Origin of the sequence: Rathayibacter sp. AY1F3 (genome assembly GCF_002931975.1) — a bacterium.
Lineage (GTDB): Bacteria > Actinomycetota > Actinomycetes > Actinomycetales > Microbacteriaceae > Rathayibacter.
In genome coordinates, this window is sequence record NZ_PSVF01000028.1 from 22,652 (window position 1) to 37,205 (window position 14,554).

Consider the following 14,554-nt stretch of genomic DNA (forward strand, 5'->3'; position numbering starts at 1 on the left):
GTCCCGTCCGCGAGGCGCCGTCTCCGCTCCGCCCGTCCCGTCGAGCGTCGCAGGGCGGTGCAGTCCCCCGCCGCCGTCCCGCGCCCGCCACCGAATCGAGTCATGAACGCTGCAGCCCCCTCCTCCGGATCCTCGCTCACCGAGCGCATCGAGGACGTCGACGTCTCGGCCGAGATGGAGGGGTCCTTCCTCGAGTACGCGTACTCGGTCATCTACTCGCGGGCCCTGCCCGACGCCCGCGACGGCCTCAAGCCGGTGCAGCGCCGGATCCTCTACATGATGAGCGAGATGGGGCTGCGGCCCGATCACGGCCACGTGAAGTCGGCCCGCGTGGTCGGCGAGGTGATGGGCAAGCTGCACCCGCACGGCGACGCCTCGATCTACGACTCGCTCGTCCGCCTCGCCCAGCCGTTCACGATGAGGGTCGCCCTCGTCGACGGGCACGGCAACTTCGGCTCCCTCGACGACGGCCCGGCCGCGGCCCGCTACACCGAGGCCCGCCTCGCCCCGGCCGCCACGGCCATGACCGAGCACCTCGGCGAGGACGTCGTCGACTTCGTCCCGAACTACGACAACTCGCACGACCAGCCCGAGGTCCTCCCCTCCGCGTTCCCGAACCTGCTGGTCAACGGGGCCAGCGGCATCGCCGTCGGCATGGCGACGAACATGGCGCCCCACAACCTCGTGGAGGTGATCGGGGCGGCCCGGCACCTGATCGCCCATCCCGACGCGTCCCTGGACGACCTGATGTCGTTCGTCCCCGGACCGGACTTCCCGAGCGGTGGCACGATCGTCGGCCTCGCCGGCGTGCGCGACGCCTACGCGACCGGCCGGGGCGGCTTCAAGACCCGCGCCCGCGTCTCGGTCGAGAGCATCACCGCGCGCAAGTCCGGCCTGGTCGTCACCGAGCTGCCCTACCTCGTCGGCGCCGAGAAGGTCATCGACAAGATCAAGGACGGCGTCCAGAACAAGAAGCTCAGCGGCATCTCGGACGTCACCGACCTGACGGACCGGGACAACGGCCTCCGGCTCGTCATCGGGATCAAGACCGGCTTCAGCCCGGAGGCCGTCCTCGAGCAGCTCTACCGCTACACGCCCCTCGAGGACGCGTTCTCGATCAACAACGTCGCGCTGGTCGACGGCGGCCCGCGCACCCTCGGCCTGAAGGAGCTGCTGCAGGTCTACATCGGCCACCGGGTGCAGGTCGTCACCCGGCGGACCCGCTACCGACTGCGCAAGCGCCAGGAGCGGCTGCACCTGGTCGAGGGCCTGCTCATCGCGATCCTCGACATCGACGAGGTCATCCAGCTGATCCGCGGGAGCGACGACACCGCGGCGGCGCGGGCCCGGCTGATCGAGGTCTTCGACCTCAGCACCCTGCAGGCCGACTACATCCTCGAGCTCCAGCTCCGCCGCCTCACGAAGTTCTCGCGCATCGAGCTCGAGACCGAGCGCGACACCCTCCTCGCCGAGATCGCCGAGCTCGAGGCCCTCCTCGCCAGCCGCTCACGGATCGACGAGCTGGTCTCGGACGAGCTCGACGAGGTCGCCCAGCGCCTCGGGACCCCGCGGCGCACCCTGCTCACCGAGGCGCGTCCCTCCGTCGCCACCACCGGGCGGAAGGCCGCCGCGGTGCTCGAGATCGCGGACGTGCCCTGCCGGGTGCTGCTGAGCACCACCGGCCGCATGGTGCGGGTCGACCGCGACCCCGAGGCCGCTCCCCACCCCGAGCGCGCCACGCGCCGCTCGAAGCACGACGCCGTCCTCAGCGTGCTCGACACGACCAGCCGGACGGAGATCGGCGCGGTCACCAGCGCCGGTCGGCTCCTCCGCTTCTCGCCGGTCGACGTGCCCGCCGTCCCCTCCTCCTCGGTGCAGCTGGGCGCGGGCGTGCGCATGAGCGACTACCTCCCGCACCTGGCGAAGGACGAGCGGGTGCTCGCGCTCGTCGCCCTCGACGACGAGCGGCCGATCGCGCTCGGCACCCAGCAGGGCGTCGTCAAGCGCGTCGCGCCGGGCGAGCTGCCCAACCGCCCGGACATCGAGCTCATCGCCCTGAAGCCGAAGGACGCCGTCGTGGGCGCGGCCGCGTCGGCGGAGGAGGACGAGCTGGTCTTCGTCACCGGCGAGGCCCAGCTGCTGCGCTTCCCCGCGTCCGCCGTCCGCCCTCAGGGCCGGACCGCCGCGGGGATGGCCGGGGTCAAGCTGGCCGAGACCGACGACGTCGTGCACTTCGCCGTCGTCGCCGCCGAGGACCGGGACGAGGCCGTCGTCGCGACGGTCGCCGTCGACAGCTGGGCCCTCTCGGGGACCGACACCGGCAGTGCGAAGGTCTCGCCGTTCTCGGAGTTCCCCGCCAAGGGCAGGGCCACCGGCGGAGTCCGCGCGCAGCGCTTCCTCAAGGGAGAGACCGCCCTCGGAGTGGCGTGGGTCGGCCCCGGTCCCGCGCACGCGCTCGAGGCCGACGGCTCGGTCGCCGCGCTGCCCGACTCCGGGATGAAGCGCGACGGCTCCGGCGTGGCGCTCGCGGCGCCGATCGCGACGATCGGAGCGGCGCCCGAGGTGTTCTGAGCCCCGCGGCTCAGACGTCGATGCGGTCCCGCGACAGCGACTCGGACCCGCGGACGATGAACTCCTTGCGGGGTGCCACGTCGTTGCCCATCAGCAGCTCGAACACCCGGCCGGCGTTCTCCGCGTCGGCGACCCGCACCCGGCGGAGGGTGCGGCGGGAGCGGTCCATGGTCGTCGTGGCCAGCTGGTCCGCGTCCATCTCGCCGAGCCCCTTGTAGCGCTGGATCGGGTCCTGGTAGCGGCGGCCCGCCTTGCCGAGGGCCGCGAGCACGCTCTGCAGCTCCTTCTCGGAGTAGGTGTAGATCGTCTCGTTCGGCTTCTTCCCCGCGTTCATCACCACGAGCCGATGCAGCGGAGGCACGGCGGCGAAGACGCGCCCCGCCTCGACGAGCGGCCGCATGTAGCGGAAGAAGAGCGTGAGCAGCAGGGTGCGGATGTGGGCGCCGTCGACATCGGCGTCGCTCATCAGGATGATCTTCCCGTAGCGGGCGGCCGAGAGGTCGAAGGAGCGGCCGGAGCCGGCTCCGATCACCTGGATCATCGAGGCGCACTCGGCGTTCGAGAGCATGTCGGCGATGCTCGCCTTCTGCGTGTTGAGGATCTTCCCCCGGATCGGCAGCAGGGCCTGGTACTCGCTGTTGCGGGCGAGCTTGGCGGTGCCGAGGGCGGAGTCGCCCTCGACGATGAAGAGCTCGCTGTTCTCGACGTCGCTGCTGCGGCAGTCGACCAGCTTCGCCGGAAGGGAGGAGGACTCCAGCGCGTTCTTGCGGCGCTGCGTCTCCTTGTGCGCGCGGGCCGAGATCCGCGACTTCATCTCGGCGACGACCTTCTCGAGGAGCTGGGAGGTCTGCGCCTTGTCCTCGCGGCGCGTCGAGGAGAACACCGCGCCCAGCGTCGAGGCGATGGTGGAGGCGACGATCGCGCGGACGGCGGGCGTGCCCAGCACCTCCTTCGTCTGGCCTTCGAACTGCGGCTCAGGGAGCCGCACGGTCAGCACGGCGCTGAGCCCGGCGAGGACGTCGTCCTTCTCGAGCTTGTCCGAGCCGACCTTGAGGCGGCGGGCGTTCGCCTCCACCTGGGAGCGGAGCAGCTTCAGCAGGCCCTGCTCGAAGCCGGTCTGGTGCGTCCCGCCCTTGGGCGTCGAGATGATGTTCACGAAACTGCGCATCACCGTCTCGTAGCCGGTGCCCCAGCGCAGGGCGATGTCGACCTCGCAGGTGCGCTCCACCTCGGTGGGCACCATGGCGCCGCCGGGGGTCAGCACCGGCACGGTCTCGGTGAAGGTGCCGGAGCCGGTGAGGCGCAGCACCTCGGTCACGGGGGCGTCGGGGGCGAGGAACTCGACGAACTCCGAGATGCCGCCGTCGTAGCGGAACATCTCGGCGCGGCGCTCGTCCGCCCGGTCGTCGACGATCTCGATCGTCAGGCCGGGGACGAGGAACGCGGTCTGCCGGGCACGCGTCACCAGGTCGTCCGTCTGGAACGAGGCGCCCTTCGTGAAGATCTGGCGGTCGGCCCAGTAGCGCACGCGCGTTCCGGTGACGCCCTTGGCGACCTTCCCGACGACCGTCAGCTCCGACCCGTTCTCGAACGGCGTGAACGGAGCGTCGGGGGTGGGCTCGCCCGCGTCGGCGAAGCGCCCGGGCTCCCCCCGGTGGAACGACATCCGGTAGGTGCGGCCGTTGCGGTCGACCTCGACGTCGAGGCGCTCCGAGAGCGCGTTGACCACGGAGGCGCCGACGCCGTGCAGACCGCCGGACGCCGCGTAGGACCCGGAGCCGAACTTGCCGCCCGCGTGCAGCTTCGTGAACACGACCTCGACTCCGGAGAGCCCCGTCTTCGGCTCGATGTCGACCGGGATCCCGCGCGCGCGGTCGCGCACCTCGACGCTGCCGTCGGCGTGCAGGAGCACGCTGATCTCGGTCCCGTGCCCGGCCAGCGCCTCGTCGACGGAGTTGTCGATGACCTCCCAGAGGCAGTGCATGAGGCCGCGCGAGTCGGTCGATCCGATGTACATGCCGGGCCGCTTCCGGACCGCCTCGAGACCCTCGAGGACGGAGAGGTGGCGGGCGTTGTAGTCGGTGGAGGCCATCCGCCCAGTCTACTTTCGGGAACCGCTCCGGCCGCGGTGGCGCGGCACCCGACGACAGCACGATGGCCGCTCGGCGCGGGGCCCCTACGCGCAGAGCGAAATGCCGACCGATCGACTCCGTGCGGAAACAATCGCGTGCTTGGATGGGTTCCACTAAGCAGAGATCGAAGAACGAGTGCAGGAGGCCAAGTCATGTCGACCACAGCAACCCAGAACGGCGTGGACGAGCTCGCCGGTGCCCACCAGCTCTCCGCCGCCGACCGCTGCGACAGCTGCGGTGCCCAGGCGTACATCCGAGTGGTCGTGAACAACGGAGAACTGCTGTTCTGCGCGCACCACGGGAAGAAGTACCAGGAGAAGCTCTCCAGCATCGCCCAGAGCTGGCACGACGAGTCCGCCCGGCTCTTCGAGGAGCAGCGCCCCTAGCGCGTCCCCGATCAGCCCGGACGGCGCGTCAGCGCCCTACCGACCGACACCGAGCCGCTTCGCGATCACTTCGCGAGCGGCTCGTGCCGTTTCATCGACCAGGCGGAGACGCTCGTCCGACGGGGAGTAGGCGTCGCCGAGGGCGCGCCGCAGGATCGCGTCCGCGAGCGAGGGGTTCTTCGCGAGGACGGGGCCGTGCAGGTGCGTGCCCAGAAGGCCTCCTACCGCGTAGCCCTCGTGGCCGGCGCCGTCGCCGGTGCCGTGCAGCACTCGGCCGACCGCGTGCTCGAGCGGGATCCCGGTCATCCGGCGCTCGTGGTTCTCGAAGCCGACGAGGACGCCGCCCGGCGTCTCGACGAGGAGGTCGTCGGTCGCGCGCTCGCCCGTGACCGAGTCTCCGGGGAACAGTCCGATCCCCCGGGCTCCGCCCGCGGCCGTGCTGATCGAACCGGCCAGCATCTCCCAGCCGGCTCCGACCGCGACCACCTGAGTGCCCTGGTCGACCCAGGCCCGCAGCGTCGGCGCGATCTCGTGGAGGAGTGCCAGGACGCCCGGGAGGTCCTCGTCCGCTCCCGTCCCGGCGACCAGGACGTCCGGACGGACCTCGGCGTCGGAGGCGGTCACCAGCGGCACCACCTCCGCCTCGACGCCCGACCAGCGCGCCCGAGCCGCGAGGACCCGGGCGTTCGCCGCGTCGCCGTTGCTGTCCAGGACGTCGGGAGCGAGCACGGCGATGCGGAGGGTGGTCACGCGGTCTCCTCGCGGTTGGTGACGAGCTGCAGGTGCGCACGGGTGCGGCGCATCGAATCGGCCGAGAAGACGATGGTCTTCCGGCCGGAGGCGGGGGTCGGCAGAGCGAGGAACGCGTCGAGCGCGCGACCCAGGTCCTCGTCGACGGAGTCGACGCGCACGCCGTCGTAGCGAAGGTGCAGCGCCGCCTCGTGCGCCTTCGACCCCGAGACGACACGGACGTGCCCGAGCACGGAGGTGTCCACGGGCCAGAAGTAGGAGGGGTCTCGGACGTCGGAGCCGATCGCGAGCATGATCTGCTCGGTCCCCTCGGGGATCTCCGCGATGTTCAGGCGGTAGCTCGCCGGGTTCTGAACCAGGACGAACTCGACCTCGTGGCCGCGCACGGTGACGATCTCGCCCCGCCCGAAGACGGGGTCGATGCTCGAGAGCGCGGAGGCGGCGAGGGCCGGGTCGAAGCGCTCGGCGAGCACGGCGCGGGCCGTGGAGACGGCCGCCGCGGCGTCGACCGCGTAGTGGACGCCCCGCGCGGGGAGCCGGACCTCGAGCGGGTCGCCGTCGCTGACGATGCGCGCGGCCGCTCCCGTCGTGCTCTCGACGACGGTGGTGGCACGGTCGGTCCCGGCCTCCGCCTCCGCGGCGTAGCCGAGACCGCCGGACGCGGAGTCGCGGACGGAGGAGGAGACGCCGTACCAGCGGATCCGCTCGTCGGGGAGGGAGGTCGCGACATCGGCGACGTGGCGGTCGTCGGCGTTCAGCACGACGGGACCGGTCGCGCGGGAGGCGATGGTGCCGAGCATCCGGGCGACCATGGCCGGATCGAAGAAGCGGTCGATCTGGTCGACCACCACGTTCGTCAGCAGGACGACGCGGGGGCGCATCCGGGGCGCGAGGCGCGCGCCGTGACCCTCGTCCATCTCGAGGACGGCGATGTCGGCGTCGATCCGTCCGCGGAGGTCCGCCCGCTCCAGGAGCGCGGAGGTCAGCCCCTGGGCGATGTTGGCCGTCGACGGGTTGGTGAAGACCCGGAGCCCGTGCGCGCGGAGCACCGCGACCAGCATCTTGGTCGTGGTCGACTTGCCCGCCGATCCCGTGACGACCACGAGGCCGTCCCGGAACCCGTCGAGCACCGCGGGCAGGAATCCGGGCGCGACGCGGTTCACTACGAGTCCGGGCACGGCGGATCCCCCGCCGGGCTTCCGGACCCGCGCGGCGAACCGGGCGGCCCTCCCTAGGAGGACCGCCGGCGCGTAGCGGATCACCGGCCTACTCGAGGTAGTCGCGGAGCGACTGCGAGCGGGACGGGTGGCGGAGCTTGGCCATCGTCTTGGACTCGATCTGGCGGATGCGCTCGCGCGTCACGCCGAAGGTGTCGCCGATCTGGTCGAGCGTCTTCGGCATGCCGTCGCCGAGGCCGAAGCGCATGCGGATCACGCCGGCCTCGCGCTCCGAGAGCGAGTCGAGCAGCGACTCCAGCTGCTTCTGCAGCATGGTGAAGCCCACGGCGTCGGCCGGGACGACCGCCTCGGTGTCCTCGATGAGGTCGCCGAACTCGCTGTCGCCGTCCTCGCCCAGGGGCGTGTGCAGCGAGATCGGCTCGCGCCCGTACTTCTGCACCTCGATGACCTTCTCAGGGGTCATGTCGAGCTCGCGCGAGAGCTCCTCGGGCGTGGGCTCGCGGCCCAGGTCCTGGAGCATCTGGCGCTGCACGCGGGCCAGCTTGTTGATGACCTCGACCATGTGCACCGGGATGCGGATGGTGCGGGCCTGGTCGGCCATCGCGCGGGTGATCGCCTGGCGGATCCACCACGTGGCGTAGGTCGAGAACTTGAAGCCCTTGGTGTAGTCGAACTTCTCGACCGCACGGATGAGGCCCAGGTTGCCCTCCTGGATGAGGTCGAGGAACTGCATCCCGCGACCGGTGTAGCGCTTCGCGAGGCTGACGACGAGCCGGAGGTTCGCTCCGAGCAGGTGGCTCTTCGCGCGCTGGCCGTCCTTCGCGACCCAGCGCAGCTCGCGGACGAGCTCCGGGCTGAGGTCGGTCGAGTTGGCGAGCTTGTCCTCGGCGAACAGGCCGGCCTCGATGCGCATCGCGAGCTCGACCTCCTCGGCCGCGTTCAGGAGCGCGACCTTGCCGATCTGCTTCAGGTAGTCCTTGACCGGGTCGGCGGTGGCACCGGTGATCGCGGTCGAGTAGACCGGGACCTCGTCGTCCTCTCCGCCGAACGACAGGACGAGCGCACCGCTCGGGAGCGGCTCGGCCGGAGCGGCGACGGCAGCGGCGGCCGGGGCCTCCGGCGTCTCCGCGTCGTCCTTGGCGTCGGTCTCGGTGTCCTCGGCGACGACCTCGGTCTCCTCCTCCTCCGCCGCCTCGTCGGGCTCGACGGCGTCGGTCGGCTCCTCCTCGGTGTCGGCGGGAGCGGCGGCCTTGGTCGTGGCGCGCGAGCGGGTCGTCTTGGCCGCGGTGGTCTTGGCCGCCGTGGTCTTCGCCGCGGGCTTGCGCGTCGCGGGCTTCTTGGTGGTCGTCGTCACGTCGTCGTCGACGGCGTCGAGCGTTGCGGTCTTGGTAGCTCTGGTGGCCATGGCGGCACCTCTCCATCCGTTGCGTCCCGGGGGCGGGCGGCGCGGGAAGGCGTCGTCCGTCGGTGGGCATTACGAGGACCCATGTCAAGTCGAGGACGTCGCACGCCCGACGTGGGCCTGGTGCTCCTCGACCCGAACGGGTCCTATTGACAATTATTGCACGTCTGAGTAGTGCAGCCGTGCGGTGCGGTGCGAGTGGGGCTCGATCCGGCGGGATCCGGGCCGTTCCGCTGGGACATCGCGTCTGCAGAAGGACGGATCGACGGGGACGACCGTCAGCGCCCCGCGCGGCCGCGGCGCATCCGGTCACTCAGTGCAACCCAGAGAGGGGCCACGGTTATTCCCTCGTCCTCGGCCAGGCGGCGGCGGGTCCGGCGGCGCGCGACGACGAGTCCGACGACTCCGGCGCCGACCACCACGTACTGCACGCACCACGCCAGGCGGAAGTGCTCGAGCGAGTAGGTCTGCTCCGAGGAGGCACCGGGACCGGCCAGTGCGTCGAGGATCAGGCCGATCGCGAACATCATCGTGAAGCTGGCCAGGAACCCGCCCACGTTCACGACTCCGTTCGCCGCGCCGAGGCTCCGCGAGGGGTTGAACGTGCGGGCGAAGTCGAACCCGATCATGGAGCCGGGGCCGCCCGCTCCGACGACGATCAGGAGCAGCACCACGAGCCAGTACGGCGGGACGCCTGGCCAGAGCAGCACGACGGTCCAGGCGACCGCCATCGCCGAGACGATCCCGAGCACGAGGTTGCTGCGGCGCATGGGGTGGCGAGCGGTCAGGACGCCGAGCACCGGCCCGACGACGATCCCCGCGATCACGACGATCGTGAGGGTCGGCGCGGCGACGGTCGGCGGCAGGCCGATCGCGTAGACGAGGAAGGGGTAGCCCCAGAGCAGCGTGAACACCGTGCCGGAGGACTGCGTGACGAAGTGCGACCAGAAGCCGAGCTGCGTCCCCGGCCGGCGCAGGCTCACTCCGAGCTGCGCGATCGTCGCCCGGAGCGTCGGAGGCACCACCGTGATCGGCTCGGTGCGCGGCGGGACGTCGGCGACCAGGAGGAGCACGCCGAGGAAGGACACGGCCCCGAGGCCGGCGGCGCTGAGGAACGCGGGCTCCCAGCCGAACGTGTGGAGGATCGCCGCGAACGGGAGTGCGGAGAGGATCTGGCCCACCTGGCCGATGTTGCCGATCCACTGCGAGAGCTGAGGAACGATCGGTCCGCTGAACCAGGTCACCGTGAGGCGGATCACGGAGGTGAAGATCGCGGCGTCCCCGGCTCCCAGCAGGATCCGCCCGACGATCGCGACGCCGATGCCCGGCGCGATCGCGACCACGACCTGGCCCGCCATCATCAGGGCCGTGCCCGAGAGGATCAGGGTCCGCGGGCCGAACCGGTCGATGAGAATCCCGACCGGGATCTGCATCCCGGCGTAGACGATCAGCTGGACGACGGCGAGCGACGAGAGGACGGCGGCGGCCACCCCGAACCGCTCCGCGGCGTCCACTCCTGCGACGCCCAGCGTCGTGCGGTCCAGGACCGCGACCAGGTAGGCGAACGCTCCGGCACCGAAGACGAACCAGGCTCGACGATCACGCACTCGTCCGATCCTACGGCCGCTCAGGAGGCGGTGGGCTCCTCGCCCGGGCGGCGGATCGCGAGGAACTTCTCGAGCTCGGCGGCGATCGCGTCGGCGCTGGGCACGAAGCCGTCCTCGTCGGTGAGCGGCGAGCGGAGGCTCGTCCCCTCCATGTAGGTGTCGTGCCGCGCCTCGAGGGCCGAGACCAGCTTCTGCAGCTCGTCGTTGCCGCCGACCTGCTCGTCGACCTTGCCGAGGAACTCCCGCCCGCTCTCGCGCAGGCGGTCCGTCGGGAAGATGAGGCCGGTCGACGCCGAGATGCTCTCGAGCGCCGCGACCGCCGCCTGCGGGTACTCGGTGTCCGACAGGTAGTGCGGGATGAGCAGCGCGAAGCCGACCACGGTCAGACCGCGCTCGTAGAGGCGCAGCTCGAGCAGGTGGAGGACGTTCGAGGGCACCTGCGTGTGCGGCTTCCAGACCGACATCGCCTCGATCAGGTCCTCGCGGTTCCCGCTCACGGTGACGCCGACGGGCCGGGTGTGCGGCACGGGCATCGGGATCGCCTGGACCCACGTGGTCGAGGCGACGTCGAGCCGCTCGAGGAGGGAGACCACCGCGCGGGTGAACCGCTCCCACTGGAAGTCGGGCTCGAAGCCGGTGAGCAGGAGGAACGGCTGGTGCAGCTCGTCGTGCGCGAGCGAGAGCCGGAGCATCGCCGGACGGTAGTCCGCCAGGTGGTCCTGGTCGAACGTGATGATGGGGCGGCGGGCCCGGTAGTCGAGCAGCTGATCCTGGTCGAAGACCGCGACCTCGCGGTGCTCGAGGGTCTCGAAGAGGTACTCCCCCAGCTGCCCCACCGCTCCCCCGGCGTCGGCCGAGCCCGTCAGGCCCGCGACGAGGTGCAGCCCGCGCGGGATCTCGGAGAGGTCGCCCTCGATCTCGAACAGGTCTTCCGGATCCAGCATGCGTCCAGTCTAAACGGGGGTCCCGGCGCCCCGGCCGGGTCCGCTGAGCCCTCAGCGAACAGCGCCTAGCATTGCCGCCATGCCCCTCTCCTCTCTCGAGTACTCGACCGTTCCCGCCTCCGACATCGACACCGACGCCCTCGTCCTCGGCGTCGCCCCGGGACCCGACGGTCCCCGGCTCGTCGGCGCGGAGGGCTTCGAGGAGCTGGCCCCCGCGCTGACCGCGCTCGGCGCGACCGGCGCCGCCGAGACGCTCGTGCGCGTGCCGTCCTCGGTCCGTGCCGGAGTGATCGTCCTCGTCGGACTCGGCTCGGCGGAGCCCGACGACACCGCGCTGCGGAACGCCGCGGGCGCCGCCGTCCGCCTGCTCGCGGGGTCCGCCTCCGTCGCCCTCTCCCTCCCGGCCGGCTCCGACGGCACGCTCGCCGCAGTCGCCGAGGGCGCCGCGCTCGGCTCCTACTCCTTCACCGCCTTCCGCGGCAGTACCGCCGCCGCGGCGAAGGCGCCCGTCGAGCACGTCGTCCTGCTGGGCGGCGGCGAGTCGGCCGACCCCGCCGTCCTGGACCGGGCGCTCGTGCTCGGCCGCGCGGTCGGCACGGTGAAGGACCTCGTCAACACTCCCCCGTCGCACCTCTACCCGCAGACGCTGGCCGAGGCCGTGCAGACCGGCGCCGAGGGACTGCCGCTCGAGGTCACCGTCTGGGACGAGGAGGCCCTCGCGGAGGAGGGGTTCGGCGGCATCCTCGGAGTCGGCAGCGGCTCCTCCCGCCCGCCCCGCCTCGTGAAGGTCGCCTACGCGCCCGAGGGCGCGAGCACCCACCTCGCCCTGGTCGGCAAGGGCATCACCTTCGACAGCGGCGGACTCTCGCTCAAGCCGCCGGCCTCGATGATCGGGATGAAGACCGACATGGCGGGCGCGGCGACCGTGTACGCCGTCGTGCGCGCCATCGCGGAGCTCGGCCTCCCGCTCCGCGCGACCGCCTGGCTCTGCATCGCCGAGAACCTCCCCTCCGGGACCGCGATCCGCCCGGACGACGTGCTCACCGTGCGCGGCGGGACCACGGTGGAGGTGCTGAACACCGACGCCGAGGGCCGGCTGGTGCTCGCCGACGGCCTCGTCGCCGCCAGCGAGGAGCAGCCCGATGCGATCATCGACGTCGCGACGCTGACCGGCGCCTCCGTGGTCGCCCTCGGCAACCGCACCGTCGGCGCTCTGGGCGACGACGAGCTGGTCTCCCGCCTGCTCGACGCCGCCCGCGCGGCGGGAGAGCCCTTCTGGCAGATGCCCCTCCCCGCGGAGCTGCGACCGCTGCTGAACTCGGACATCGCCGACATCGCGAACGTCAAGCCGGGCAACACCGCCGGCGGCATGCTCCTCGCCGGCCACTTCCTCCGCGAGTTCGTCGGGAAGCGCGGCGAGGGCGAGGACGCGACCACGATCCCGTGGGCGCACCTCGACATCGCCGGCCCCTCGAGCAACGGAGGCGGCGGCTACGGCTTCACTGGAGCCGGCGCCACGGGGGTCTCGGTGCGCGCGCTGATCGCCCTGGCCGAGGGCTTCGCGAGCGCGTAGTAGGGTCGACGGGGCGGGAGATCCCGCCTCGTCCCCCCTCCCGATCCGCTCGGCGCTCAGCGCCGGAGCCGGTCGGCCGGGAAGCGGGACCGCACGTCGCGAGGGAGTCACTGGGTGTCGGAAGAGCGCTACGACCTGGTCGTGCTCGGAGGTGGCAGCGGCGGGTACGCGGCGGCCCTCCGGGCGACGCAGCTCGGGATGAGCGTCGCGCTCGTGGAGCGCGACAAGCTCGGCGGCACCTGCCTGCACCGCGGGTGCGTGCCCACCAAGGCCCTGCTGCACGCCGCCGAGCTGGCGGACGGCGCCCGCGAGGGAGAGAAGTACGGCGTGCTCTCGAGCTTCACCGGGATCGACATGGCGGGCGTCACGCGCTACCGCGAAGGCGTCGTCGCCGGCAAGTACAAGGGGCTCCAGAGCCTCGTGTCCTCGCGCGGCATCACGGTCGTCACGGGCGAGGGCCGCCTCACCGCGCCGGGCACCGTGACGGTCGGTGAGCACGTGCTCCACGGCGCGTCGGTCGTCGTCGCCACCGGGTCCGCCTCCCGCACCCTCCCCGGGATCGAGATCGGCGGCCGCATCCTGACGAGCGACCAGGCTCTCGAGCTCGACCACGTTCCCGCGAGCGTCGTCGTCCTCGGCGGCGGAGTGATCGGCGTCGAGTTCGCGAGCGTCTGGCGCTCGTTCGGCGCCGAGGTCACGATCGTCGAGGCCCTCCCCCACCTCGTTCCCAACGAGGACGAGAGCGTCAGCAAGCAGCTGGAGCGCGCCTTCCGCAAGCGGGGCATCGCCTTCCAGCTGGGATCCCGTGTCGCGTCGGTCTCCCAGAGCGGGGACGGCGTCTCCGTGTCGCTCGAGAGCGGCGCCACGGTGGAGGGCGAGATCCTGCTGGTCGCCGTCGGCCGCGGCCCGGTGACCGCGGGCATCGGCCTCGAGGAGGCCGGGGTCCGCCTCGACCGCGGCTACGTGCTGACCGACGAGCGCCTGCAGACCTCCGTCCCCGGCGTGTACGCCGTGGGCGACATCGTGCCGGGGCTCCAGCTCGCGCACCGGAGCTTCCAGCAGGGGATCTTCGTCGCGGAGGAGATCGCCGGTCTGGGGCCGCAGGTCGTCAGGGACGTCAACGTCCCGAAGGTGACCTACAGCGACCCCGAAGTGGCCTCCGTCGGCCTCGGCGAGGCCCGCGCGATCGCCGAGTACGGCGCCGAGCGCGTCGCCGTGTACGACTACGGCCTCGGCGGCAACGCCCGTAGCACGATCATCGGGACCACCGGCTCCGTGAAGGTCGTGCGCCTGGTCGACGGCCCCGTCGTCGGCGTGCACATGGTCGGAGCCCGCGTCGGCGAGCTGATCGGCGAGGCTCAGCTCATCGTGAACTGGGAGGCGCACCCCGAGGACGTCGCGCCCCTCGTGCACGCGCACCCCACTCAGAACGAGGCGCTCGGCGAGGCGCACCTCGCTCTGGCCGGGAAGCCGCTGCACGCCCTGTAGAACCACTGCGGTGCGGCGACCCGCCGCTTCCGCATCAGTAAGCTGGACATCGAAACACAAGCGTCTTAAGGAGACAGGCTCATGAGCGAATCCGTCAGCCTCCCGGCACTCGGAGAGAGTGTCACGGAAGGAACGGTCACCCGCTGGCTGAAGAACGTCGGGGACCGCGTCGAGGTGGACGAGCCCCTGCTCGAGGTCTCGACCGACAAGGTCGACACCGAGATCCCGTCGCCCGTCGCGGGAGTGATCGAGGAGATCCTCGTCCAGGAGGACGAGACCGTCGAGGTCGGCGCCGAGCTGGTGCGCATCGGAGACGGCTCCGGAGCCGCGTCGGCGTCCGAGCCCGAGGCTCCCGCCGAGGAGGCCCCCGAGGTCCAGGCCGCCGAGACCGAGGCCACTGACGAGGCGACCCCGTCGGTGGACGCCGAGAGCGACGCCGAGGCTCCCGCCCCGGCCGAGCCCGAGCCCGCCCCGGCCCCCGAGAAGCCCGCCGCCCCCCGGGCCCCGGCTCCCGCTCCCGCCG

Annotated in this window: 11 protein-coding genes; 5 read left to right on the forward strand and 6 right to left on the reverse strand. The window is 71.9% G+C overall.

Translation table 11 applies throughout. The features are described 5' to 3' along the window. The first annotated feature begins 102 nt into the window (after positions 1–102). Positions 103–2,571, forward strand: coding sequence for a DNA topoisomerase (ATP-hydrolyzing) subunit A (locus C5C39_RS14205; protein WP_104222110.1), 2,469 nt, complete (start codon positions 103–105; stop codon positions 2,569–2,571). A 10-nt stretch (positions 2,572–2,581) separates the two neighbouring features. On the opposite strand, the gene C5C39_RS14210 is transcribed toward C5C39_RS14205, so the two are convergent. Further along, complete coding sequence (locus C5C39_RS14210; protein WP_104353674.1) at positions 2,582–4,663, reverse strand: type IIA DNA topoisomerase subunit B; 2,082 nt, start codon at positions 4,661–4,663, stop codon at positions 2,582–2,584. Positions 4,664–4,855: 192 nt separating this feature from the next. Here C5C39_RS14210 and C5C39_RS14215 point away from each other — a divergent pair, with 192 nt between their 5' ends. Further along, positions 4,856–5,089 carry a hypothetical protein gene (locus tag C5C39_RS14215; protein WP_068212876.1) on the forward strand — a complete coding sequence of 78 codons (234 nt, stop codon included), beginning with the start codon at positions 4,856–4,858 and terminating at the stop codon, positions 5,087–5,089. 36 nt (positions 5,090–5,125) lie between these two features. Here C5C39_RS14215 and C5C39_RS14220 read toward each other — a convergent pair whose 3' ends face one another. From C5C39_RS14220 to C5C39_RS14240, 5 genes are all read right to left on the reverse strand, one after another. Next, positions 5,126–5,839 (reverse strand): type 1 glutamine amidotransferase, encoded by a 714-nt coding sequence (locus tag C5C39_RS14220; protein WP_146083947.1) that lies wholly within the window; start codon positions 5,837–5,839, stop codon positions 5,126–5,128. Continuing rightward, the gene (locus tag C5C39_RS14225; protein ID WP_146083948.1) at positions 5,836–7,017 is read right to left on the reverse strand and encodes a Mur ligase family protein; all 1,182 of its coding nucleotides are present in this window, start codon (positions 7,015–7,017) and stop codon (positions 5,836–5,838) included. The genes C5C39_RS14220 and C5C39_RS14225 overlap by 4 nt, the downstream gene beginning before the upstream one ends. A gap of 88 nt (positions 7,018–7,105) precedes the next feature. After that, the gene (locus C5C39_RS14230; RefSeq protein WP_104232561.1) at positions 7,106–8,422 is read right to left on the reverse strand and encodes an RNA polymerase sigma factor; all 1,317 of its coding nucleotides are present in this window, start codon (positions 8,420–8,422) and stop codon (positions 7,106–7,108) included. A 275-nt stretch (positions 8,423–8,697) separates the two neighbouring features. Then, a complete protein-coding gene (locus C5C39_RS14235) occupies positions 8,698–10,026 on the reverse strand; it encodes a nitrate/nitrite transporter (RefSeq protein ID WP_104222120.1) in 1,329 nt (442 codons plus the stop codon). 20 nt (positions 10,027–10,046) lie between these two features. Then, positions 10,047–10,970, reverse strand: a complete 924-nt coding sequence (locus C5C39_RS14240) for a proteasome assembly chaperone family protein (RefSeq protein ID WP_104328689.1) — start codon at positions 10,968–10,970, stop codon at positions 10,047–10,049. A gap of 79 nt (positions 10,971–11,049) precedes the next feature. Here C5C39_RS14240 and C5C39_RS14245 point away from each other — a divergent pair, with 79 nt between their 5' ends. From C5C39_RS14245 to C5C39_RS14255, 3 genes are all read left to right on the forward strand, one after another. After that, positions 11,050–12,543: a leucyl aminopeptidase gene (locus C5C39_RS14245; protein ID WP_104353677.1), complete on the forward strand. Its 1,494-nt coding sequence runs from the start codon at positions 11,050–11,052 to the stop codon at positions 12,541–12,543. A gap of 114 nt (positions 12,544–12,657) precedes the next feature. Next, positions 12,658–14,031 (forward strand): dihydrolipoyl dehydrogenase, encoded by a 1,374-nt coding sequence (gene lpdA, locus C5C39_RS14250; protein ID WP_104353678.1) that lies wholly within the window; start codon positions 12,658–12,660, stop codon positions 14,029–14,031. Positions 14,032–14,112: 81 nt separating this feature from the next. After that, the coding region (locus C5C39_RS14255; protein WP_308471215.1) for a biotin/lipoyl-containing protein at positions 14,113–14,554 on the forward strand (442 nt) is incomplete at its 3' end.

Coding starts and splice junctions, on each gene's coding strand:
- C5C39_RS14210 (WP_104353674.1), bottom strand. CDS start 4,663: ATGGCCTCCACCGACTACAACGCCCGCCACCTCTCCGTCCTCGAGGGT.
- C5C39_RS14245 (WP_104353677.1), top strand. CDS start 11,050: ATGCCCCTCTCCTCTCTCGAGTACTCGACCGTTCCCGCCTCCGACATC.
- C5C39_RS14230 (WP_104232561.1), bottom strand. CDS start 8,422: ATGGCCACCAGAGCTACCAAGACCGCAACGCTCGACGCCGTCGACGAC.
- C5C39_RS14240 (WP_104328689.1), bottom strand. CDS start 10,970: ATGCTGGATCCGGAAGACCTGTTCGAGATCGAGGGCGACCTCTCCGAG.
- C5C39_RS14205 (WP_104222110.1), top strand. CDS start 103: ATGAACGCTGCAGCCCCCTCCTCCGGATCCTCGCTCACCGAGCGCATC.
- C5C39_RS14215 (WP_068212876.1), top strand. CDS start 4,856: ATGTCGACCACAGCAACCCAGAACGGCGTGGACGAGCTCGCCGGTGCC.